Source organism: Thalassotalea sp. LPB0316, from assembly GCF_014898095.1.
GTDB lineage: Bacteria > Pseudomonadota > Gammaproteobacteria > Enterobacterales > Alteromonadaceae > Thalassotalea_G.
This window is the reverse complement of the sequence record NZ_CP062946.1, coordinates 3,452,115-3,475,786: the sequence shown is the minus strand read 5'-3', so window position 1 is coordinate 3,475,786 and position 23,672 is coordinate 3,452,115. Positions and strand designations below refer to the sequence as shown.

Genomic DNA, 23,672 nt, shown 5'->3' with positions numbered 1-23,672 from the left:
TCTCTAGTTTCTTGCGCCAAATATGGCGGTGCCAATGCGCACCATAGTTGAGCCGTTGGCGATAGCTGATTCCATATCATCTGACATGCCCATCGAAAGGGTATCTACAGTCGGCCATAGGGCTTGGTAATGCTTAAATAATTGGTCCATTTTTTCAAAACTCAAGGTTGCATCACCTTTTTCTGGGATCGCCATAAAGCCTCGAAAATTCAGGTTGTCACACGATGACAGTGCCTCTATCAACTCGGGCACTTGCTCAATGGTAGCGCCAGATTTACTTGCTTCGCCACTGATATTGATTTGTAAGCAAATATTGAGTTTCCCTAAATGTTTCGGACGTTGTTCGTTTAAGCGCGTCAGTATTTTTACTCTATCGACACTTTGTACCCAATCAAAGTGCTCGGCAATGAGTTTCGTTTTATTTGACTGAATTGGGCCAATAAAGTGCCATTGTATATCGGTTAACGCTTGTAGCTCGGCAATTTTATCAACGCCTTCTTGGACGTAATTTTCGCCGAATAAACGCTGTCCAGCTTGGTATGCAAGCGCAACATCACTGGCGGGTTTCGTTTTACTCACGGCTAAAAGTTGGACACTCGTTGGCGATTTATTAGTTAATTGACATGCATTTTTAATTTGCTGTTCAACTTTGCCAAGGTTATCTTTAATATTACTCATGTTGCTTTATAACTATTTTAATAAGAGGTCCGTATGGATATCACCGAACTGTTAGCGTTCAGCGTTGAACATAATGCATCTGATTTACATTTATCAACAGGCACGCCACCGTCGATTCGCGTAGATGGCGATGTGCGTAAACTCAATATCCCAGCGTTTGATGCCAAAGATGTCAATGCACTAGTCTACGACATTATGACAGATCGACAGCGTAAAGAATACGAAGAAAACCTCGAAGCGGATTTTTCATTCGAAGTGCCAAACCTGGCGCGTTTCAGGGTTAACGCCTTTAACCAAAACCGCGGTCCAGCAGCGGTCTTTCGTACTATCCCTTCAAAAGTATTAACCTTAGAAGATTTAGGTTGCCCAGATATTTTTCGCGATATCGCCGATAATCCGCGTGGTTTAGTGTTAGTCACCGGACCAACTGGCTCGGGTAAATCGACCACCCTTGCCGCGATGATTGATTACATCAACAGCTATAAACACGACCATATTTTAACGATTGAAGACCCGATTGAATTTGTTCATGAGAACAAAGCGTGTTTAATTAACCAACGCGAAGTTCACCGCGACACCTTGAGTTTTAATAATGCATTGCGCAGTGCGTTGCGTGAAGATCCCGATGTTATCTTAGTCGGTGAGATGCGTGATTTAGAAACCATTCGCTTAGCGATGACTGCGGCAGAAACGGGTCATTTAGTGTTTGGTACTTTGCACACCACCTCTGCACCTAAAACGATTGACCGTATTATTGATGTATTCCCAGCTGAAGAAAAATCAATGGTGCGTTCGATGTTATCTGAATCACTTAGAGCGGTCATTTCACAAACACTGGTTAAAAAAGTTGGTGGTGGCCGCGTAGCCGCCCATGAAATCATGATCGGTGTACCGGCGATTCGAAACTTAATTCGCGAAGATAAAATTGCCCAAATGTACAGTGCAATTCAAACGGGTATGGCGCACGGTATGCAGACGATGGATCAATGTTTGCTAAACTTAGTTAATCGCGGCCTGATCACGCGTCAGGATGCGGCTGCCAAAGCACATGACAAAAATCAGTTTACGGGCTACTAGGTGACACTATGATTTTCCACGATTTATTAAAAAAAATGGTCGATGAAAAAGCCTCAGATATGTTTGTCACGGCCAAACTACCCGTCAGCGCTAAAATCAACGGCGAATTAATGCCAATTGACGACAAAGTCTTAACGCCTGAAGATGCGCTTCATCTCGTTCACAGTGCGATGAACGCTAAACAGAAAGATGAGTTTGATAACGAAAAAGAGTGTAACTTTGCGATTTCTATCGATGGCATAGGTCGCTTCCGTGTTAGTGCCTTTTGGCAGCGCGATATGGCGGGTATGGTTATTCGTCGTATTGTTACCGATATTCCTGATGCTGATGAGCTAGGTTTACCATCGGTGTTAAAAGATGTGGTGATGTCGAAGCGCGGATTAGTGCTGTTTGTCGGTGGCACGGGGACGGGTAAGTCAACCTCGATGGCGGCGTTGATTGGCTTTAGAAATAAAAATTCACGTGGCCACATTTTAACCATTGAAGATCCGGTTGAGTTTGTCCACGAGCACAAAAAGTCGATGATCACGCAACGCGAAGTTGGTTTAGATACTGAAAGCTTCGATGCCGCATTAAAAAGCTCATTGCGACAAGCGCCCGATGTTATCTTAATCGGTGAAATCCGCAGCCAAGAAATTATGGAACACGCGCTCAGTTTCGCTGAAACGGGCCACTTGTGTATCGCGACACTACACGCCAATAACGCCAACCAAGCCATTGACCGTATCATGCACTTAGTGCCTGCAGAGCAACATGGCAAATTGTTGTTCGATTTAGCGTTAAACCTGCGCGGCATTGTGGCACAGCAATTGATCCCGACTAAAGATGGCAATGGTCGCGTGGCGGCGATCGAAATCTTATTAAACTCACCATACATAGCTGAGTTAATTAAAAAAGGCCAAGTGGGTGAAATTAAAGAGGTGATGGAAAAGTCGACGGAGCAGGGCATGCAAACCTTTGATCAAGCGTTGTTTAATTTATATCAACGTGGCTTGATCAATTACGCTGATGCCTTACATCACGCTGATTCACCGAATGACTTACGCTTGATGATCAAGCTAAGAACTAATGATCAGGGCGGCACCGGTGCATTGTCAGGTGTTACTTTAGCAGGCCTTGAAAATGATAAAGATGACTTTTAATCAAAAGCCATTGTAATTAAAGATAAAAAGCACCGCGAGGTGCTTTTTTTACAGATTTTTTTTGCTAAGGTGGTACAAAGTCAGTGAAGAGTCAGTAAATCCGATGAAACTTAAAAACTCTGTAGCAGCATATCAACAAGCTTATCAATCGACCCACAATGATGTCACGGCTTTTCATGCTACTCCTCGCGATGTCAGTCTTTACGATTATATCCAAGCGCTTGTCATGAAGTTTCCGCGGTTGGTGATTGGTCGCGCTTATTACCGCTTTGTAAGGCGATTTTTAGATAACAAACCGTCGAAAGATTTAACCCCTGAAACACTTTATTTGTTAATTACATCAACTGGGTTATCACGCTATGTTCGCGGTAATGTGCTCGATTTAAAGTATTTTGCCAACATTGGCATGCAGACCGCGGAAATTGATCTCGACACAACAAGGCAAGTTGCCATACCGAGAAGTCGATTAGGTGAAAGTGAAGTCGAAACCATGGATAGAGCGCAACGTGCATGTTTTTTAGCGGTACCTATTCACTACCATTCATTTGTTCATTTTCACGCGCCTACTGCCTTGGCTATTTATGCAACAAAGGTGAAAGACAAAAAATTCAAGCGTTTTATCCAACGTCACTCGCGTTATACCTTGGTATACAACAACGGAGGGATAGCCGCATCCAGTTCAGAGTTCTTCTGTAAAACACTACTTCCCGATTACGCAAATATGCGAGCGAGTGATTCAATCCTTGCTCGAGTGCAGCAATATTGGAATATTACCGAGCAAACTGAACCAAATAAGCCGTTGGCCAGTGAAATTGCTAACCCAGACAATTTTGCTATGGCGTGGCAACCCAAATTAACATCGAACTTTTGTTTTGATAAAAAAATTCATAGCTTTTACCCTTATATTCGATCTTACGTCGCCAATCAGGGCTTTTCAAAAGCACAGTTGTTAGCCTTTTCGACTTGGTTTAATGAGGCTATATACCCCATTCCCGAAGCTATCAGAGACACGGAATTACCGTTAACTTACTTAATTTGGAGCAACTCGGTGGTTCACTCACTAGAGCACGCGGAATACTATAAATGGATTGACTATGCGAGGTTTGGTCCTAAAACCCATAATGATGCATGGTACCGCTACTTTGTTAATGCCTATGCAAAGCCTTATGGTTCGATGTTTAGAAGTGAAAAGTTATCTAACTTTATACCTGAAATTAAACACCTAGCTGGGGCAGACAAGTGTTATGTGTCAATACAGTTTTAAGGCACTTTAGGGGAAAAGTGCCTTAAACGATGAAATTAAGCGGGCAAACACATAACCATCATTGCAATCGAACAACCAATGCCTACAGCCCAAGTTAGTGAGCGCAAGATATCTAAGTTTGCTAGATATAAAACATTAAACAGTATACGCGCCACGACAATCACTATGGCAAGTTGCTCAAAGGTTGCCCCCGTATTATTAGTTATCATTGCCAGTAATAATGCAGGAACAATATAAGTTAATGACTCATAAGCATTTTGATGAGCTGCAAGGGCGCGAGCGCCAAAGCCTTCGAGTGTTGCTTGTTGGGCCCTAGGGTGTTTGTTGTTATAACCTCCTGCCTTGTGTTGGGCGAAAGCGACGGGCGCTTTGGCAACCATGGGGAGCAGCGCTGAAATAATTAAACACCAAATTAAAATTGTCATAATAGCCTCTTGTTTTTATTAATTTTATTGTATTGCAAGTTAGCTTACGACTTATTTTAACTACCTTCAATTGCTATATGGGGATTTTAATTCTCGTTGAGTCGACAATATCTAATACACTTGTATTAAAGGTCATGGCTTACTTTGTTGTTTTATCAATGACTTAACCAAGTTTAAATATAGCTATGACAAATCAGGGTTGGAATCTCGGTTATGAGCCAGCATTGTGCGATGTTTAGCCGAGCATAGCACTAAGGGGTATTGTAGCAAGCTAACGCCACCTTTACCTGAATAGATCAACCTCGAAGGACTATCAATCGTGCGTTTTAGCTCTTTAATGTACGGCGGTAAGGTTAGAAATTCTAGCTTGTAGATAAACAACAGGCTTGCTAATAACGCGATAACAGCAATAACTATAGTTAAATCATTAGATTTTACAGCAATAAAACTTAAGTTAGCGATAACGAGAGCTGCAGACAAGATATGTTTTAACCGATAGTTTAGGCACGGTTCGTGAAACTTTTTACCTGATAAGAGTTGTTGGTAAAGGGTATTTGCTCTGTCTTTCATTTCTTTAGACGGTGCCATTCTTACCGATTGATAACCGACTACCTTGCCGCTTTTTAATAAAGGGGTAACACAAGTATCCGCCCAATAGTAGTCACCATTTTTACATTGGTTTTTCACCATGCCACGCCATGATTCACCCTGTTTCAGTTTTTGCCACATATCTTTAAATGTTGCTTTGAGCATATCGGGGTGACGAATAATATTGTGATGCTGGCCAATTAATTCGTCTTTGCTATAGCCTGATACCTGACAGAACGCGCTATTGACATAGGTAATATGACCTAAGGTGTCAGTGGTTGAAATAAGCTGTTCGGACTCTGCAAAGGTAACTTCGGTGCCAAAAAGAGAAGATTGGTGAATACTTGAACGTGCCATATATTTCTTACATTTACTACTATTAACAAAGCTAAAGAAAAGGCAACGCAGATAAGAAAGGCTAATGTAGATTAGCTGATTGTGTAACCCCGCTACCATCAACATGTATTATGCTCTTAGGCCGGAAGCTTTGCGTATTACCCTTTCGAGTAGGTTGCCACTTTTACGGGGGTAGAGTTTATACTCTAAAGTGTGTGTTTGCAAATTTTTTGTACGAATTTTGTATGGGTTTTGTTAGTTTTTGGTTTTAACTTACTGATATATTTAGTTAAAAATAGTCAACTTGAGGTCTGATGAGTTACTGGCTAACAATAAACAACCAAAAGGGGATAGTAACAACACTCAGTACCGTACTAGCGACGACACTACCGGCAACAGTATCTTGATGGTGTTGGTAGTTTTTGGCGATCAAGTAGGCGTTAACGCCTGTTGGACAAGCACTCATGATCACTAATACTTGGCTCACCTGCGCCGACAAGTCAAACCCATTGCATGCCAATAACACTAAACCAGGCAAGGCGATTAGTTTTAGCAGGCAAGCAAAGCTTATAAAATATTTTTCATTTTTTACTTGGTAATAAGTCATCGAGCCACCGAGGGAAAATAGCGCGAGTGAGATTGCCGGTTTACCCAGCAAGGCTAAGCTATCAGTGAGTACTCGAGGCAGTTCTAGTCCTGTTAGCGTCAGGAGTAAATTGGTGCACGCCCCAGCAACAATACTGATGATCAATGGGTTAATAAAGGTCGCCTTAATCGTGTTAACTAAGCGGCGTTGCTGACCTTTTTCGGCGAGTACGCTGGTTAAGGTAAACAGCATCGCCGAGTGAAACACCACGATCATAAATACGATCGGCAGTAGCGCCTCTCCTAACGCGAGTAAAATAACTGGCAAGCCAACAATGATATTGTTTGAGTAACTTGAAGCTAAGCCATAAACCGCGGAAGCATCGTATTTGTTTTGATACTGGTTATGAAAAAAGTAATTAGTAAAGTAGGCAATAAAAAACACGAATATAACGGGTAGATAAAATGCGCCGTAAATCCTCATGTCGAGTTGGCTTTTGATATCTGCTTGTGCCATTTGCAGAAACAAATATGCTGGGATCGCCAAATGAAAGGTGAATTTACTTAAGGCATCTAGTTGCTCACGGCTGAGCCATCTTGACTTCGTGGCAATGAAGCCAACTAAACCCACTAAAACCAGTGGCGCGATAATTTCCGCTATGTTCATATGATGTGATGATTATTGATAACTAGCTTCAAAAAAGCTTTCGATAATGAGTACGGCAGATTGAGAATCAACATTGCCCTTTGACAAATTGCGATAACCGCCCGCGGCGAACAGTTGCTCTTTAGCATCCGCCGTGGTTAAACGTTCGTCTTGAAACTCAACGGCAACACCAAAACGACCGTGAATACGATTACCAAACTTTCTCGCATCTTTGGTTAGCTGCTGCTCGGTGCCATCCATATTTAATGGTAAACCGACAACAACGAGTTGCGGCTGCCACTCCTTGAGTAACTTCTCAATATCTGTCCATTGCGGGATACCGTCTTTGGCTTTAATCGCGTTAAGTGGGTTGGCGGTTCCGGTAATCTCTTGACCGATAGCGCAGCCAATCGACTTTTTACCAAAATCAAAGCCTAAAATAGTGCGAGATCCGTGCTGTGTCATTAAGCGTGTCCTATGTCGCTTGATAGGTGTGCTAAGTCGATACCGAGCTTCTCTGTTGCTTTTTTCCATCGCATTTCTATCGGGGTATGAAAAATAATATCGGCATCAGCTGGCGTGGTAAGCCACGAGTTCTCGGCGATTTCTTGCTCTAATTGGCCTGGCCCCCAGCCGGCGTAACCAAGCGTTACCACATAAGATTCAGGTGCTTGCTCGGTGCCTAATGCCATCAATATATCCTTTGATGTGGTGATCATTAAGTCATCGCTCAGTGATAAAGAGCTCGTCCAACCGCTTTGAGGGCTGTGTAAAACAAAACCGCGTTGCGGCGAAACCGGGCCACCGGTTAAAACCGGTTGCTCCAGTGATAAACAGTCTTTGTTATCGGCGTCAATTTGTTCTAGCAATTCATTCAGTGTTAAATTGACGGGTAAGTTGATAATGAGCCCCATCGCGCCGTCGTCGTTGTGTTCACAGATATAAGTCACCGTTTTATTAAAATACGGATCGTTTAACGAGGGCATTGCTATTAATAATTGATTTTCTAAACTGTCCATCAATTTCTCCTGCCGTTAGGCATTTTTTAACGTATGCTCTATCGCATCCATTAACTTACCACTGATATTGATTGGGTAGGCCGCTTCGATTTCTCTGATACATGTAGGACTAGTGACATTAATTTCTGTGACCTTGTCACCAATAACATCTAACCCTACAAAGTATAGACCGCGTTTCTTTAGTTCTGGTGCAATTGTTTCAGCAATTAATTTATCGCTAGCACTTAATGGCCTTGCAACGCCACTGCCGCCGGCGGCTAAATTACCTCGCGTTTCTCCCTGTGCTGGGATTCGCGCAAGGCAGTAGGGCATTGGTTCGCCGTTAACGATTAAAATGCGTTTATCACCGTCTTTAATTTCTGGCATGTACTCTTGTACCATCGCGTACTGGCTACCGTGGTTGGTTAAGGTTTCAATGATCACACCCACGTTAGCATCGCCTTCTTTTATGCGAAAAATTGATGAGCCACCCATGCCATCGAGCGGCTTAATAATGACGTCTTTTTCCGCTTGATGAAATTCACGAATTTGCTTGGCGTTGCGAGTGACTAGCGTTTTGGCACTGAGCTCAGGGAACCAAGCGGTAAATAATTTTTCGTTACAGTCCCGTAGACTTTGCGGCTTGTTAACAATTAAGGTGCCAGCCAACTCTGCGCGCTCTAGCATATATGTAGCGTAAATGTATTCCGTATCAAACGGTGGATCTTTGCGCATTAAAATGGCATCTAATTCACTTAATGCGATATCTTTTTCTTCGAGTACTTGATACCAATTATCAACGTCGTTGGCGACCGAGACAATTTGGACATGTGCTCTGGCTTCACCTTGGAATAAATACAAGTCTTTCATTTGCATATAGTAGAGCTCAAAGCCGCGCTTTTGTGCTTCAAGCATCATCGCCAATGAAGAGTCTTTTTTAACATTGATATGTTCAATTGGATCCATTACTACGCCGAGTTTAATGGTCATGTATTATTCCTTATCGTTATCCAAGGTCGCCATAGCGACACTGTAGAGCGGTAATTGCGGTCAGTGCTGCCGTTTCAGTGCGCAACACGCGCGGCCCTAATAAAACTTCTTTAAAATTAGCCGCACTGGCTTTGTTAATTTCTTCGTCACTTAAGCCGCCTTCTGGGCCAATAAGTAAACGAATGTTTTGAGAATCAAAGGGCAGAGACATAATACTGTGCTGTGCTCTTGGGTGTAGGTTAATGTTTAATGCATCGGTATCTACTGCGAGCCACTCTTCTAACCAAATGGGGTCGTTTACTACAGGTACATAGACTCGGCCACTTTGCTCACAGGCACTGATAACAATTTTTTGCCATTGCTCGCGTTTCTTGGCTAATCGATCGCCGGTAAGTTTTACCCCGCAGCGCTCAGTAAATAATGGGGTAATAGAGCTGACGCCTAATTCAACCGATTTTTGTAGGGTGAAATCCATTCTGTCACCACGGGAAATACCTTGGCCAAGTTCAATTTTGAGTGGCGACTCGTTAGTAACCCTTGTTTGCTCAACAACTTGGGCGAAGGCGGTTTTCTTTTTCACTTGGGTAAGTTCTACCCGGTATTCGATGCCATCGTGACCATTGAAAAAGCACAGTTCATCACCTTCTTTATGACGTAACACGCGCACGACATGACCAAAGGCGTTGTCGTCGAGCTCAAAGGTTTGACCCACTATAAACGGTGTATCTTGATAAATTCTTGGGTTTGTCATTTGGTTTTACGCACTACTTAAGCATGTCATTAGTTATCTGTTTGTTATTGATATTGTAGCTAGTCATTAAAATTTCAATATGTAACTTTTTGTTCTTGATGTGTAAATGTTGCGTAAATGTTACTAAAGTTTAATATTGAACTACTCACAGCGGCATATTTATGTGGCATATTAAAATAACATAGCTAATTAGGCATAGTTTGATTATGTCACTTCACGCTTCATTAAGGAACCTATTGATGTTTAACAACTCTTTTCAAAATACAGATGATTTTTTAAGTCAACCACGCTTCTTGATGAAAACTTGCCTGTCACTCAGTTTATTGGCATTACTTAGTGCTTGTAGTGAGCAAAATACTCAAGCCAGTGCGCCGCCACCACCAGCGGTATCTGTTTATCAAGTGAAGCAAATTGCCGTTGGTCAGCATCATGAATTCGTCGCTCGCACAGAAGCTTATAAAGAAGCACAATTGACCGCTCGCGTAGAGGGAGAACTGATTGAAAAATCGTTTCGTGAAGGCGGCCGCGTGAAAAAAGGTGATGTGCTATTAAAAATAGATCCAAGCGCCTATCAAGCATCATTTGAACAAGCTCAAGCCGATCTCGATAGTCGTGAGTCAGGTTTTCAAAATGCGATTCGCAATTTAAAGCGCGCTAACGATTTGATCAGTCAAGGTTACATTTCTCAGTCTGACTACGACAAATTAACCACAGAAGAGTCGCAAGCTAAAGCAGCGGTATCGGTTGCTAAAGCGGCACTAGAAAAAGCTGAATTGAACTTGAGCTATACCCATATTGTTGCGCCATTTGATGGTCGAATTGGCAAAGCTAATTTCGATGTCGGCAATGTTGTTGGGCCGCAAAGTGGTAGCCTTGCTACCTTGACAGTGACAGATCCGATTTACGTTAACTTTCAGGTAAAAGAAAGTGAGTATGTCACGCATATGCAAATGAGAAGTCAGGGTAAGCGAGAAGGACAGATCGATATCAGTTTAATGTTGCCAAATAATACCGTCTACCCAGAAAAAGGTGAGCTTGATTACGCCGATATTAAGATTGATGAGGGTACAGGAACCGTAGAGCTTAGAGCTAAGTTTCCAAACCCGAGCGGCGTTATTCTCCCCGGCTTATTTGTAAATTTAGTGGTTGAGAGCGTGCAAAAAGAACAAATGGCTTATGTGCCACAATCTGCTGTCCAAGAAAATCAGCAAGGTAAGTTCGTGCTTGTCGTCGATGAAAACAACACGGTTACACAACGCATTGTTCAACTTGGTCGCCGCGTTAATGCCATGTGGGTGGTGGAGTCGGGTTTAGCCGTTAATGAGCAAGTAATTATCGAAGGTTTACAAAAAGTCAGGCCGGGTATTGTCGTCAACCCTGTTGTTAAATCGGTGGATGTTGTCACCGGCACTATTTCAGCGTCAACAGCAAGCGAAAACTAAGGGTAAAGCATGATTAGTCAAACCTTTATTGAAAGGCCCAAGTTTGCCTTTGTTATTTCAATTGTCATCTCTATTGCTGGCTTATTGGCGATGTTTATGTTGCCCGTCAATATGTACCCAGAAATTACGCCGCCACAAATACAAATCACTGCGGTTTATCCCGGTGCTAGTGCGCAAGTTGTCGAAGAGTCGGTTATTAGGCCGATAGAGGAACAGGTTAACGGGGTCGAAGATATGATGTATATCGAATCGTCGGCCAATAACAATGGCACCGCGAATATAACCGTTTACTTCAAAGTGGGCACCGATGATGACATTGCCCAAGTTAACGTGCAAAACCGGGTTTCCCTAGCAACGAGCTCCTTACCTGCAGAAGTGACTCGCCAAGGGGTTAATGTTAAGAAAAAATCGAGTGCCATGTTGCTTGGCGTCAATTTGTACAGTGAACAAGAGAATATCGATCAACTGTTCTTAAGTAATTACGCGACCAATTACCTCGTTGAACCACTAGGGCGAATCAAAGGCGTTGCCAGTGCTGAAGTGATGGGTGAGATGACATACAGTATGCGCATCTGGCTTAACCCTGATCGCATGACGTCACTAGGCGTAACCATTAGCGAAGTTCAACAAGCGTTAAAAGAGCAAAACTTGATTGTTGCCGCTGGTAAATTAGGCGCTTCGCCGTCACTGCCAAATCAACAGTTTGAGTACACAATTCAAGCTAGAGGTCGGTTAAAAACGCCGGATGAGTTTGGTGAAACTATTATTCGCGCCCGTAAAAACGGCAGCTTTGTTCGTCTTGCCGATATTGGTCGGATTGAGTTAGGTTCTGAAAATTACGCAATCAGTGCCAAATTAAATGATCAAGATACTGCCTTTTTGGTGATCTACCAATTACCAGGTGCCAATGCGACAGAAGTGGCAAAACGGGTTAAACAAGAAATGGCTAAACTGGCGGAGCGCTTCCCTGATGGCGTCAACTATGTTGTACCTTTTGACACTACAGAGTTCATTACGCGCTCAATTGACGAAGTTAAAGTGACGCTATTTCAGGCGGTTGCTCTAGTTATTCTGGTGGTCTTCTTATTTTTACAAAATTGGCGGGCAACCATTATTCCATCGCTTGCAATACCCGTTTCTCTTATCGGTACCTTCGCTTTTATGTTAGCTATGGGGTACACCATCAATACCATTACATTATTTGGCTTGGTGTTGGCGATCGGCATTGTGGTCGACGATGCGATTATCGTTATTGAAAATGTTGAGCGGATTTTAAAAGAAGAAAAGCTACAGATTAAACAAGCAGTTAGTAAAGCCATGAAGCAAGTGGGTGGGCCGATTATCGCGACAACACTCGTCTTATTGGCCGTTTTTGTGCCGGTCGGCTTCATGCCGGGAATAACCGGTGAATTATACAAACAGTTTTCGGTAACCATTTCGTTTGCTGTGCTAATTTCTTCACTGAACGCCTTAACATTAAGTCCTGCGTTGTGTTCAGTACTGTTAAATGAAAAACACATGAAGCCGATTGGCTGGCTACAACCATTTGAGCAGATGTTGCGTCGCTTGACTGGCAAGTACAGCAATACGGTTGGTTTTTTGTTAAAGCGCACAGGGGGCGTAGGTGTGGTTGTAGTGTCGGTATTTTTCGCTACGGCTTGGCTGACAAAAGAAGTGCCAACAGCCTTTGTTCCCGGCGAAGATCAAGGTTATTTATTTGTTGATATTCAACTGCCTGATGCCGCTTCAAAAAATAGAACAGAAAAGGTGTTAGAAAAAATCACCCCGATTATTAAACAAGACCCTGCGGTTGATGACGTAATCACTGTCGCTGGCTCGTCATTGCTCGGCGGTGCAGGATCAAACAATGCTTTAGCGATTATCTTGCTCAAAGATTGGGAAGATAGAGTTACGCCAGAGCTTGGTTTACGACAAGTTATTCCTCGTTTAATGGGGCAATTATGGTCATTGCCCGATGCGCAAATTATGGTGTTCAACCCACCACCAATTCCTGGTTTAGGCAGTAGCTCTGGCTTTGAGTTTAAATTGCAAGATAGCGAAGGGCGTGAGCCAGCACTGTTGGCGCAAGTCATGAATGGTTTGATTTTCGAAGCCAATCAACGCCCTGAATTAACCCAAGTTTTCAGTACATATCGCGCCAATGTACCACAGTATTTTTTGGAAGTTGACCGCAATAAAGCCAAAGCACAAGGCGTTGCGCTTTCCGATATTTTTATGACCTTACAAGCGCAGCTTGGCTCATTGTATATTAACGATTTCAGTCAATTTGGCCGAACCTATAAAGTCAGTATTCAAGCTGAATCCCAGTTTAGACAAGAGCCGAGTGATTTGAGCCATTATTACGTGCGCAATCAAGACGGTGAAATGGTGCCATTAACAACGCTTGCTAGCCTAAAACCCATTTTAGGCCCCACAACTATTAATCATTTTAACTTGTATCGCAGCGCAAGTATTACAGGGCAAGCAGCAACCGGATATGCCTCAGGCGACGCAATAGAGGCGATGGAAGAATTGGCTGATCAGTTACCTCAAGGTTATGTGTTTGAGTGGGCAGGGCAGTCAAAACAGGAAATAGAAGCGGGTAATTTAGCGCCAGTATTATTTGGTTTGGCGATTATCTTCGTCTATTTGTTTTTAGTTGCACAATACGAAAGTTGGAGTATTCCGTTTTCGGTTATAGCCGCAGTACCGTTAGCCTTATTCGGTGCTATGTTGGCACTCTACACATTGGGGATGGCAAACAATATCTACGCACAAGTTGGTTTAGTATTATTGATTGGTTTGTCGACGAAAACGGCAATATTAATTGTCGAGTTTGCCATGGAGTTAAGAGCGCAAGGTCAGTCGATTATCGACGCTGCACTTAATGCGGCGACTATGCGTTTTCGCGCAGTATTGATGACTGCTTTTTCGTTTGTCCTTGGCGTATTACCGTTAGTTTTTGCTACAGGTGCTGGCGCTGGTAGCCGAGTTTCATTGGGTTTAACTGTACTCGCGGGGATGACAGCCGCGACAATTTTCGGCACGGTATTGATCCCATATTTCTATTTGGTTGTTCAGGGAGTGAGAGAACGCCTTAAGGGCGAGGTATAAAAATTAGTCTAATGTTCTATAGTTAAGTTATCTGTTTGGGCTCAGGAGGTAGTCATTCGCGTGAAAAGTTATCTACTAATACTTTTAGCAATACTGGCTTTTAGTGCTCAAGCAACAACACAGCTAAAGTTTGTTGTTAACCATCCTGGTTCAGCCCCCTATCTTTATTACGATAAAGACAGTCAGGCATACAAAGGCGTGATCCCTGATATTTTGCAGCCGTTATCGGAAAGTAACAGGTTGCATGTCAGTTATATTTCGAATAGTCGAAAACGCAGTGAAGAATATATGTATCAAGGGATTGCCGATATGATCATGCTAAGTGAGCAGTGGCTATCCCAGCCGAATAAACTGATTGCAACCATCCCCTTGTTAGAGCACCGAAGCTTTCTTTATAGCGCTCAGCCGTTCCCTGAAAATTTTTCGTTAAGCCAAGCAAGTAAACCTGAAAACATCTGTACGAGAAAAGGTTTTGTTTACCCGACATTACAGCCTTATATCGATAACAAAAGACTCATTCGAGTCGACTCGTCTAGCCAACTTACAATGCTTAGAATGTTGTTCAAAAAACGCTGTGATTACACAATCATGAATGAGTTTAATGCCGATAATTTAATGAATTCAGCATTTTTCCCAGACGAAACCTTATACGCCTCGCCAGAGCCAATAACCATTGTGCCACTTAATATTATTTTGAGAAAAGAGCTTGTTGAGGAAAAGGCATTACTTGATGCGCATATTCAACAGCTCAAAGAACGAGGTGAAATAAAGCGCTTGATTGAAAAACATATGGCAACAAAAAAGGGAGCTAATTAAGCTCCCTTTTACACGATTAATTATCACGAATTTGTGTTTGGCTTATAAACCCGCAGCAGCTCTTAATGCGTCAGCTTTATCGGTTTTTTCCCAAGAAAATGCGGTGAAGGTATCTTCACCAACGGTCATTTCGTATGGTTCGCGACCAAAGTGACCATATGCCGCTGTTTCGCGGTACATTGGGTGCAACAAATCTAGCATTTTAGTGATGCCGTAAGGGCGTAAATCAAAGTGTTCACGTACTAACTCAACTAACTTTTCATTTGAGACTTTGCCAGTGCCAAAGGTATCAACTGAAATAGACGTCGGCTCTGCTACACCAATGGCGTATGAAACCTGAATTTCACAACGATCCGCTAAACCGGCAGCAACGATGTTTTTCGCAACATAACGGCCAGCGTAAGCTGCACTTCTATCTACTTTTGATGGATCTTTCCCTGAGAATGCACCACCACCGTGACGCGCCATACCACCGTAGGTATCAACGATAATTTTACGACCCGTTAAACCACAGTCACCCACTGGGCCACCAATTACAAACTTACCGGTTGGATTGATGAAGTATTTGGTGTTTTCTGTTAAAAGCTCTTCAGGTAATACGTGATTAATGATGTTTTCCATCACTGCTTCGTGTAGCATTTCTTGCGAGATATCAGGGTTATGCTGTGTTGATAACACAACGGCGTCAATCGCTACAGGCTTATCATCTTCATAAACAAATGTTACTTGTGATTTAGCGTCTGGGCGCAACCAAGGCAAGATCCCTTTTTTACGCATTTCAGCTTGGCGCTCTACTAAACGGTGAGAATAGTAAAGTGGCGCAGGCATTAATGAAGGTGTTTCATTGGTGGCATAGCCAAACATTAAGCCTTGGTCACCAGCGCCTTGCTCTTCAGGTTTAGCGCGGTCAACACCTTGGGCAATTTCAGGAGATTGCTGACCAATCAAGTTCATAATGCCACAGGTGTCACCATCAAAGCCTACCTCTGACGAAGTGTAACCGATATCAGTGATAACTTTACGAGTGATCTTTTCTAAATCAACCCAAGCTTCGGTTGTGATTTCACCTGAAATAATCGCTACGCCTGTTTTAACCATAGTTTCACAAGCGACACGAGCGAATTTATCTTCAGCAATGATCGCGTCTAGTACTGCATCAGAGATCTGATCAGCAATTTTATCTGGATGACCTTCAGAAACTGATTCTGAAGTAAATAAGTGAGTTGTCATAAAACCTCATTCATTAACAATGTGCACGTTATTACGTAGCGTTGTCTAATTATGGTCAAAATTTTGTGCAATTCTAACTTCTTAAAAAGTTATTTACTAGCTTTTTTACGTCTAGACGGCTAAATGATTTTCCGCTCACTGAGTTTGATAACAAAATGTGAAAACCTTGTTACAGCCTTTAACAGTTAAATCTTGTGATTCATTTATAGTTGCTATTAGTACAACTAGTAGGATCTTTTGATGACAACAAAGAAAAAATTCGCTTGCCTATTACCTTTGGTATTTGCCAGTCATGCAATGGCAATTGAAATTTATAGTGACAGTTCAAAATCGGTGGTGATGGGCGGTTACTTTGATGTGGGTTATATTCAAACCAAGGATCGCAATGAGATCACCGATGGCTTCTCACGACTAAATTTGAATTTTACTCAAGACCTTTCCGATGGTTGGCAATCTGTTGCGATGCTAGAGTGGGGGATAACGCTAGCTAGTGACCCTTCTTTTGGTTTGATCTTAAGCGGCGACCAATTAAGACCTCAAGGCAACCAAGGAGACAGTGTTTGGTTGCGTTTAGGTTATGTTGGGGTGTCACACGATACCTACGGTAGTTTTACAGTTGGTAAACAGTGGGGTAGCTTGTATCAAGTTGCCGCCGTAACAGATGTATTACCGATGTTCGGTGGCATGGCGTCAGGCACGTATAACTTTGCAACAGACGGTTATTTATCTGGTACAGGACGAGCTGATAAAGCACTGCAATACAACAATCAGCTAGGGAATTTGACGGTTAGCGCGCAAATTCAGGTCATGGAAGAGTCGATAGAAATAGGCGGGGAAAACACGTTAATCAATAATGGTTATATCAACTTTGATACTAACTACGGTATCGGGTTAACTTACAAACTCCCCTACAAATTCGGCGTTGGTGCAGGTTTTAATACGGGTGAAGTGACGATTGAAAATAACACCAAACAATTTACCGCAGACGATCGCATTGCAACTTTCCACGTAACTTATGGCAAATTTAATCAACCTGGCCTTTATGTCGCGGCGCTATATTCTAAGATGGAAAATCACGAGGCGACTAACGTTAATCAACTGATGGAAAAATCTGTGGGTAAAGAAGCGGTAGTTGCTTATAAGTTTGACAACAATGTTACGCTGACCAGTGGTTATAACGATTTAGCCGATAAATCGGGTGACAGTCAATACAATATGTCATTCCGCTCGGTTGGCCTTACCTACGAATGGAGTAAAAACTTCTGGATATATGCTGACAAAAAGTTTGACTCGACCACTTATGCCGATGGCTCCAAGCCTGAACTCGATATGGTAGGTTTTGGTTTCAGATACTTCTTGTAAGCGAGTAACTTAATTAAGTGGGACTGGCAATACTTGTGCTGGATATTGCCACAACTCCGCTATTTTTTTGGCTAAGGTTTGGTTACAGGCAGAGGTGTAAAAGACATCTGGTTGAGTCGGCTGGGCACTAGCGAGAAGGTCAAACTCAATGAGTTTGCGCTCTAGTTGGGCACTGACAGGAATACCCGTATCAATAATATTCACAGCGCTGTTTAATTTACTTGCAATTAAAGCTTTTACCAATGGGTAATGCGTACAACCAAGTACGAGTGTATCGATGTCCTGTTCGATAAAGCCAGTTAAGTACTGATCAAGCAAGGTACTTATTTGCTGAGTGTTATCACCTAACTTTTCAATTAATTCAACCAAGCCAGGGCAGGGCTGAATAAAAACATCAGCGCCAGTGGCATAGGTGTGAATTAAGTCGTGAAAGCGTTGTGTACTCGCCGTTGCTTGTGTTACCAATACGCCAACTTTTCTATTTTTACTGTGAAGTGCAGCAGGTTTTATCGCCGGCTCGACCCCGATAATAGGTATTGAATATTTTGCTCGCAGTGCTTGGATCGCAGTAACCGTTGCCGTATTACAAGCAACAACAATCGCCTTAACGGGTTGCTTTGTTAAGAATTCACCAATTTCTAACACCCGTTGACAAATAAAAGCATCACTTTTTTCCCCGTAAGGGGCATGTAAATTATCTGCTAGGTAGATAAGGTGCTCGTTGGGCAAACGCTGTTTGATCTGATTTGCAATCGATAAGCCACCAATGCCTGAATCAAAGATGCCGATGGGTAGATTGTGCTGTGAAATTGTTGACTTAGAGTGTCGGGTCGCCATATCAAGCTTTATTGGTTACAAACAAACGAGTTATAAGGTTTATTCAAACAGAAGTAAAGGTGATTATTTCTATTGCAATTTCAAGTGGAGGATGTGGAGCACTCCCAAAATACCGCAGTTAACGTTAGCCCTTGAACACCGTGGTTCAAGGCGGAACTTGCGCTTCCACCGTAGGCTTCTCGATACAAGTCGAGCATGCTCAATAGCAAAAGCTGAAATTCCTGAGGTAAAACTTATCGGCTCGGGGACATAGTCAACACACGAGAATTTCGAGAGGCTCTGATAGCTATTATAGCCGATGTGCAAACGAGTGAAACTAATAATTGTAACCAATCGATTATTCACTAGACAAAAATTATCTAAGAAGTAAGCAATCAGCTAAAAACATACCTTCGTAGAGTTTCGAGGGGATGTTTTTGTCCGCAAAACATCGGTATTGGTAACTATTAATGAGTTGATTGGTTATCTAATTTATCATTCACTAGATTCACCAATGCAGTGGCATTAGGATGATGCTTTGATATAGCAATATAAACAGGCATTGACACAAGTCCGTCAAAAACATTGGTTGAGAGTGTTGATGTTTTGCTTGGATAATCATAGGTGAGGAAATAGTCTACTTTGCCTGCATTTATGAGTTGCAGTGCTTGCTCAAAACTATCGACATTATATCGCATGCCATTGGTGTTGTTAGTGTCCAATTTATCTTGGAGACCATAAAATGCAGAAGAGCTTAGTGCGACATAAGGTTGCTGTTTTAGTTGGCTGATGTCTTTCAGGCTAGGCGTCGACTGATTGCGTATAACGCCCAGTCTAACAAAGTACAAAGGCCGATTACTTATATAAAAGTCTTTTTGTACTTGCTCGTTTGGCGCAATAACTGAAACTAGGTCGTAGTCACCTGTTTTTAATAATTTGATACCTCGATTGATCGAGTTAAAGTGAAACTCAATAGATGGCGAATTTTGATAAAAGAGTTGTTTTATCGCCTCTATGCCCATGCCGTCAGCGCGGTTGTCAGCATTGATATATTCATATGGGGGCAATGAAGAATAAAAGTAACGTATTTTCTCTTGTGCGAGAATCGAAAAAGACACAGAAGAAATAACTAATAAAATTAGCTTGATAAACATAAGATAACGTTTAGTTAATAAAAGCCACTAAAAATAGCATAGTAAAAACAAAAGTGAATTAATATTTACATGTTTGCTTAGGCTTACGAAAAAACGCTGTGAGACTTGTATTACCCTGCTTTCTTGGTACTAGTAACGTTTATCGCTTGTTCAATAGTTGATTGTAATAAAGCGATTTTCTCTTGCGTTTCAACTCGCTCTTGGACCATTTCTGCTTTTAATGAAAGTAGTTCGTTGGTTAAATTTAGTGCCAACATCAGCAACAAATTTTCTGTTTTCGCGCTAGGATGAGCCGATTGTGCTTGCTCTAGTCGAGCGGTTAAATCTTGGGCAGATTTTAGCAGTGCCGACTCCTCGCCAACCGGACAGGCAATTTTTAGTTGTTTACCAGCAATTTCAATTTCTAAGCACTGAGGTGTCATGGTTGGTTATTCTTTATCCAAAATTGGCAAAAACTAGCTAAATAAACGAAGAAAAACGGAAAGTTACCGCTAATAATGCACTATAACGAGGCAATAAAAACTATGCAATAGTTAAGCGAGATAATGATGGAGTTTATTCTAGCCCCAAGCCTTGAATAAGTGTAGGATAGTGCCAATTTTTCCCAAAAAAAGAGTTGAACGATGAGCTCAGCACACGCAATTGATTTTTCCACGTTGCAATCAATTATTTCTACTCAAGATGTGATCGCCCATGCTAGCGAGATCCACGGCTTTCTAACCGGTCTTATTGCCGCCGGTTACGAGTTTGACAATGCCAGTTACTCAGCGCTCCTTGCTGACGCTTTCAACAATGGCCAAAGTTTTAGTGCCACCTTAAGTTCTAGTGTCCAGTCAGTCTACAGTAATATTTGGCAAAACCTGTTAGACGACTCTTATGGGTTTAGTTTGTTGTTGCCGGATGACGAAGAGTCGTTAGCACAGCGCAGCGCCGCATTAGGCCATTGGGTGCAAGGCTTTAATTTAGGCTTTGGCATGCAGCATCAGCAATCAGATATCGCCTCAGATGAAGTTAAAGAAGTGATCGCTGATTTTGCTGAAATCGCCAACTTGTCAAGTGAAGTTGATGAAGATGAAGAAGGCGAGCACGCTTTGTTAGAAATTGAAGAGTATGTGCGTATCTCCTCATTGTTGATTTTTTCTGAGCTCGGTAGTGCACCTGAGCAGAAAAGCCCAAATAAAACACTACATTAATAAGAGCTAGTTATGTTGATTGATATCCAAGAATTTGTTGCTCGCAGAGCCTGTTTTATTGATCAAATGGACCTAAATTCCATTGCGATTTTTTGTGCGGCTGACGAGCTAACGCGCAGTCACGATACTGAATTTCCATTTTGTCAAAACAAGAATTTTCTTTATTTGACTGGCTTTAACGAGCCACAAGCACTTTTAGTACTAACTAAAGATGCATTGGGCAACGGCCAGAGTACGCTATTTTGTCGCGATAAAGACCCATTACAAGAAGTCTGGCATGGTCGCCGAGTTGGCGCTGAACTAGCAAAAGAAAAATACGCGTTTGATCAAACCTTTACTCTTGAGCAGGCCGATGAACAAATCGTTGCTATGCTCAAGCACAAATCGTCGTTATACACAGTTCACAATGAAAACGACGCTTTCGACAGTCAAATATTTGATTGGTTAAGTGCAGTAAAATCGGGGGTTAAAGCTGGTGATAAAGCGCCAAGTCAGTTAATTGATTGCTCTGGCATGTTAGCAGAAATGCGCTTAATTAAATCGCAAGCCGAATTAGCGGTGATGCGTAAAGCCAACGAAATTACTGCCAACGCTCATGTTCGCGCGATGAAAAACTGTCAAGTAGGGATGTTTGAGTACCAAATAGAAGCCGAAGTTCATCATGAATTTGCCTTTAATGGTGCGCGACACCCAGCGTACGGCTCAATTGTTGCCGGCGGCGACAATGCCAATATTTTGCATTACACCGACAATAGTGATGTATTAAAAGACAACGAATTGTTATTGATTGATGCCGGTGGCGAGCTCGATGGTTATGCGTCTGATATCACTCGAACATTCCCGATAAACGGTAAATTTACGCCAGCGCAAAAAGAGATTTATCAGTTAGTGTTAGATGCACAAATCGCGTCAATTGAAGCGATTAAACCAGGCGTAAGTTTTGCGCAGCTTAACGATATTGTTCACGAAGTATTCACCAAAGGCTTAGTTGAGTTAGGTATCTTACAAGGTGATTTTGATACCTTAATGGAAGAAAAGGCTTGCAAGCAGTACTTTATTCACGGTTTAGGCCACTGGTTAGGGCTTGATGTTCACGATGTTGGTGATTACGACATCGACGAAAACCGTCGTCAAAATCGCGCTTTTGAACCGGGTATGATCATGACTATCGAGCCTGGTTTATACATTCCATTAGATGCCGAAGTTGATGACAAGTACAAAGGTATAGGTGTGCGCATCGAAGATAATGTTGTGGTCACTGAAAACGGCTATGAAAACTACTCGTTAGGTGTGCCAAAAACAATTGCCGACATTGAAGCATTAATGGCATCTTAGTGAGTCTGGGATCTTAATTAACTAAAGTTAGCTACTAGATAAACAGCGCGGAGTAATGAACAAAGTGTCAGAAAATAGTGCATTTGATATCGTCATTTCTGGTGGTGGCTTGTCGGGCGCGCTCACCGCGTTAAGCTTATCGCAACTGACTAAGGCGAACGGTGAAGCGCTTAATATTGCCATCGTAGAAAATGCGCCAATTAATACAACGCCAAGTTTAAACTTTGACGATCGGGTGTTAGCTCTTTCACATCAAAGCGTGAGTTATCTTGCCCAGCTTAATGTTTGGCAACACATGAAAAGTGCGGCGACGCCAATTGAAACCATTCATATTTCCGATAAAGGCAATTACGGTAAAGCGCGTATTTACGCTCAAGAGCATAATGTTTCTGCCCTTGGTGTGGTGATTGAAATGGCATTAATTGGTAAAGCGATTCACCAAGAGCTGAGCCAGTACGATAATATCAGTTGGTTTTGTCCTAACTCTATTGCCAATGTTGAATACCAAGCACAAGATGTAGCTATCACGCTTGATGATAAAAAGGTGGTAATGACCAAGCTATTGCTTGGTTGTGACGGCGGTCATTCAGTGGTGCGTCAAGCTGCGGGTATTACCACTACAGCTAAGTCCTATCAGCAGTCAGCGCTTATTGCTAATGTGAGTACAGCAAAAAAACACGACAATGTTGCTTATGAGCGTTTCACAACCAATGGCCCATTGGCAATGTTGCCGCTGTCAAAAGATCGCTGCTCGTTAGTTTGGACGTTACCACCTGAGCGGGCGGAGCAAATTCAACAGCTCGATGAGCAATCCCTTAAGTACGCTTTATATGAAGAGTTTGGCCCTTGGTTAGGTGAGATCACGCAAGTGGGGGAGCGTTTTGTTTACCCGCTTCATCTTATTCAAGCCACTGAACAGGTTTCTCATCGAACTATTTTGATCGGTAATGCTTCGCATACGATTCACCCGATTGCTGGTCAAGGGTTTAATTTAGGTTTGCGCGATACTAAAGATTTAGCGACAGCAATAACGAAGGCTCTTGATAATGATCAAGACATTGGTGGGTTAACTTTGATACAAAATTACCAAGCGCAGCGACGCCAAGATCATCAACAGGTTATTGGCTTAACAGACTCATTAGTCACACTGTTTTCAAATGAGTTACCGCCACTTATTGCGGGTCGCAATATTGGCTTAAAAGCGCTTAATTACATGAACTGTATTAAACACCCTTTCGTTGCTAAAACGATGGGCTATTAATTTGAGGCGCTGAGATTCCCGCATTCGTGGCAATGACACTGCGAGTCATACCTGAGCAGTCGGGTATCTTTGTGTTGTGGAAAGGAGATTACCGCCTCGACAATTGCTCCTGCATTGTTCTACTTACCTGCGTCCATGCAGGCATTCGCGGTAATGACAGTGTGAGTCATACCCGAGTAGTCGGGTATCTTTGTGTTGTAAAAAGGAGATTACCGCTTTCGCGGTAATGACGGTGTGAGTCATACCCGAGCAGTCGGGTATCTTTGTGTTGTGGAAAGGAGATTACCGCCTCGACAATTGCTCCTGTATTGTTCTACTTACCTGCGTCCATACAGGCATTCGCGGTAATGACAGTAGGAGTCATACCCGAGCAGTCGGGTATCTATGTGCAGTGAAAAGGAAATTACCGCTTTTGCGGTAATGACAGTAGGAGTCATACCCGAGCAGTCGGGTATCTATGTGCAGTGAA

The 23,672-nt window shown here is 42.5% G+C and carries 22 protein-coding genes, 1 other RNA gene and 1 riboswitch; of the genes, 10 read left to right on the top strand and 13 right to left on the bottom strand.

The window, feature by feature from the left end:
- Positions 1–3: 3 nt before the first annotated feature.
- Positions 4–678: a YggS family pyridoxal phosphate-dependent enzyme gene (locus LP316_RS15615; RefSeq protein WP_193022030.1), complete on the bottom strand. Its 675-nt coding sequence runs from the start codon at positions 676–678 to the stop codon at positions 4–6.
- Between the two features lie 33 nt (positions 679–711).
- On the opposite strand from LP316_RS15615, the gene LP316_RS15610 reads away from it, so the two are divergent.
- The 3 genes from LP316_RS15610 (at position 712) to LP316_RS15600 (ending at position 4,161) form a co-directional block, all read left to right on the top strand.
- Positions 712–1,755 carry a type IV pilus twitching motility protein PilT gene (locus LP316_RS15610; RefSeq protein WP_193022029.1) on the top strand — a complete coding sequence of 348 codons (1,044 nt, stop codon included), beginning with the start codon at positions 712–714 and terminating at the stop codon, positions 1,753–1,755.
- Between the two features lie 8 nt (positions 1,756–1,763).
- Positions 1,764–2,897: a PilT/PilU family type 4a pilus ATPase gene (locus LP316_RS15605; protein ID WP_193022028.1), complete on the top strand. Its 1,134-nt coding sequence runs from the start codon at positions 1,764–1,766 to the stop codon at positions 2,895–2,897.
- Between the two features lie 103 nt (positions 2,898–3,000).
- Positions 3,001–4,161 (top strand): hypothetical protein, encoded by a 1,161-nt coding sequence (locus LP316_RS15600; protein ID WP_193022027.1) that lies wholly within the window; start codon positions 3,001–3,003, stop codon positions 4,159–4,161.
- A gap of 35 nt (positions 4,162–4,196) precedes the next feature.
- On the opposite strand, the gene LP316_RS15595 is transcribed toward LP316_RS15600, so the two are convergent.
- From LP316_RS15595 to rsmE, 7 genes are all read right to left on the bottom strand, one after another.
- Positions 4,197–4,586 carry an MAPEG family protein gene (locus tag LP316_RS15595; protein ID WP_193022026.1) on the bottom strand — a complete coding sequence of 130 codons (390 nt, stop codon included), beginning with the start codon at positions 4,584–4,586 and terminating at the stop codon, positions 4,197–4,199.
- Positions 4,587–4,769: 183 nt separating this feature from the next.
- Complete coding sequence (locus LP316_RS15590) at positions 4,770–5,531, bottom strand: PAS domain-containing protein (protein WP_193022025.1); 762 nt, start codon at positions 5,529–5,531, stop codon at positions 4,770–4,772.
- Positions 5,532–5,610: 79 nt separating this feature from the next.
- Positions 5,611–5,700, bottom strand: a riboswitch (cyclic di-GMP riboswitch).
- Between the two features lie 129 nt (positions 5,701–5,829).
- Positions 5,830–6,762 carry an AEC family transporter gene (locus LP316_RS15585; RefSeq protein ID WP_193022024.1) on the bottom strand — a complete coding sequence of 311 codons (933 nt, stop codon included), beginning with the start codon at positions 6,760–6,762 and terminating at the stop codon, positions 5,830–5,832.
- 12 nt (positions 6,763–6,774) lie between these two features.
- Positions 6,775–7,206, bottom strand: coding sequence for a Holliday junction resolvase RuvX (gene ruvX / locus LP316_RS15580; protein WP_193022023.1), 432 nt, complete (start codon positions 7,204–7,206; stop codon positions 6,775–6,777).
- A complete protein-coding gene (locus LP316_RS15575) occupies positions 7,206–7,760 on the bottom strand; it encodes a YqgE/AlgH family protein (protein WP_193022022.1) in 555 nt (184 codons plus the stop codon). The genes ruvX and LP316_RS15575 overlap by 1 nt, the downstream gene beginning before the upstream one ends.
- 15 nt (positions 7,761–7,775) lie before the next feature.
- Positions 7,776–8,729 carry a glutathione synthase gene (gshB, locus tag LP316_RS15570; RefSeq protein WP_193022021.1) on the bottom strand — a complete coding sequence of 318 codons (954 nt, stop codon included), beginning with the start codon at positions 8,727–8,729 and terminating at the stop codon, positions 7,776–7,778.
- A 16-nt stretch (positions 8,730–8,745) separates the two neighbouring features.
- The gene (gene rsmE, locus LP316_RS15565) at positions 8,746–9,480 is read right to left on the bottom strand and encodes a 16S rRNA (uracil(1498)-N(3))-methyltransferase (RefSeq protein ID WP_193022020.1); all 735 of its coding nucleotides are present in this window, start codon (positions 9,478–9,480) and stop codon (positions 8,746–8,748) included.
- 239 nt (positions 9,481–9,719) lie between these two features.
- On the opposite strand from rsmE, the gene LP316_RS15560 reads away from it, so the two are divergent.
- Genes LP316_RS15560 through LP316_RS15550 form a run of 3 tightly spaced genes read left to right on the top strand, consistent with a single transcriptional unit; the run spans position 9,720 to position 14,852 of the window.
- Positions 9,720–10,922: an efflux RND transporter periplasmic adaptor subunit gene (locus tag LP316_RS15560; protein ID WP_193022019.1), complete on the top strand. Its 1,203-nt coding sequence runs from the start codon at positions 9,720–9,722 to the stop codon at positions 10,920–10,922.
- 9 nt (positions 10,923–10,931) lie between these two features.
- Entirely contained in the window at positions 10,932–14,036 is a 3,105-nt protein-coding gene (locus LP316_RS15555) for an efflux RND transporter permease subunit (protein ID WP_193022018.1), read from the top strand.
- A gap of 60 nt (positions 14,037–14,096) precedes the next feature.
- Positions 14,097–14,852 carry a substrate-binding periplasmic protein gene (locus LP316_RS15550; protein WP_193022017.1) on the top strand — a complete coding sequence of 252 codons (756 nt, stop codon included), beginning with the start codon at positions 14,097–14,099 and terminating at the stop codon, positions 14,850–14,852.
- 42 nt (positions 14,853–14,894) lie between these two features.
- On the opposite strand, the gene metK is transcribed toward LP316_RS15550, so the two are convergent.
- On the bottom strand, positions 14,895–16,082 hold the full coding sequence (gene metK, locus LP316_RS15545) for a methionine adenosyltransferase (protein ID WP_193022016.1): 1,188 nt from the start codon (positions 16,080–16,082) through the stop codon (positions 14,895–14,897).
- Between the two features lie 240 nt (positions 16,083–16,322).
- Between metK and LP316_RS15540 the strand changes: the two genes are divergently transcribed.
- A complete protein-coding gene (locus tag LP316_RS15540) occupies positions 16,323–17,444 on the top strand; it encodes a porin (protein WP_193022015.1) in 1,122 nt (373 codons plus the stop codon).
- A gap of 9 nt (positions 17,445–17,453) precedes the next feature.
- On the opposite strand, the gene murI is transcribed toward LP316_RS15540, so the two are convergent.
- The 4 genes from murI to zapA form a co-directional block, all read right to left on the bottom strand.
- Entirely contained in the window at positions 17,454–18,281 is an 828-nt protein-coding gene (gene murI, locus LP316_RS15535) for a glutamate racemase (RefSeq protein WP_193022014.1), read from the bottom strand.
- Positions 18,282–18,377: 96 nt separating this feature from the next.
- A non-coding RNA gene (gene ssrS / locus LP316_RS15530) (6S RNA) lies at positions 18,378–18,561 on the bottom strand.
- A 166-nt stretch (positions 18,562–18,727) separates the two neighbouring features.
- Entirely contained in the window at positions 18,728–19,414 is a 687-nt protein-coding gene (locus tag LP316_RS15525) for a substrate-binding periplasmic protein (protein WP_193022013.1), read from the bottom strand.
- A 110-nt stretch (positions 19,415–19,524) separates the two neighbouring features.
- On the bottom strand, positions 19,525–19,836 hold the full coding sequence (gene zapA, locus LP316_RS15520) for a cell division protein ZapA (RefSeq protein ID WP_193022012.1): 312 nt from the start codon (positions 19,834–19,836) through the stop codon (positions 19,525–19,527).
- 201 nt (positions 19,837–20,037) lie between these two features.
- Between zapA and LP316_RS15515 the strand changes: the two genes are divergently transcribed.
- From LP316_RS15515 to ubiH, 3 genes are read left to right on the top strand one after another with little or no spacing between them, the layout of a single operon-like run.
- Complete coding sequence (locus LP316_RS15515; RefSeq protein WP_193022011.1) at positions 20,038–20,607, top strand: UPF0149 family protein; 570 nt, start codon at positions 20,038–20,040, stop codon at positions 20,605–20,607.
- A gap of 15 nt (positions 20,608–20,622) precedes the next feature.
- Positions 20,623–21,942, top strand: coding sequence for a Xaa-Pro aminopeptidase (pepP, locus tag LP316_RS15510; protein WP_193023922.1), 1,320 nt, complete (start codon positions 20,623–20,625; stop codon positions 21,940–21,942).
- Positions 21,943–21,997: 55 nt separating this feature from the next.
- Positions 21,998–23,203 carry a 2-octaprenyl-6-methoxyphenyl hydroxylase gene (ubiH, locus tag LP316_RS15505; protein WP_193022010.1) on the top strand — a complete coding sequence of 402 codons (1,206 nt, stop codon included), beginning with the start codon at positions 21,998–22,000 and terminating at the stop codon, positions 23,201–23,203.
- The last annotated feature ends 469 nt before the right edge of the window (positions 23,204–23,672 follow it).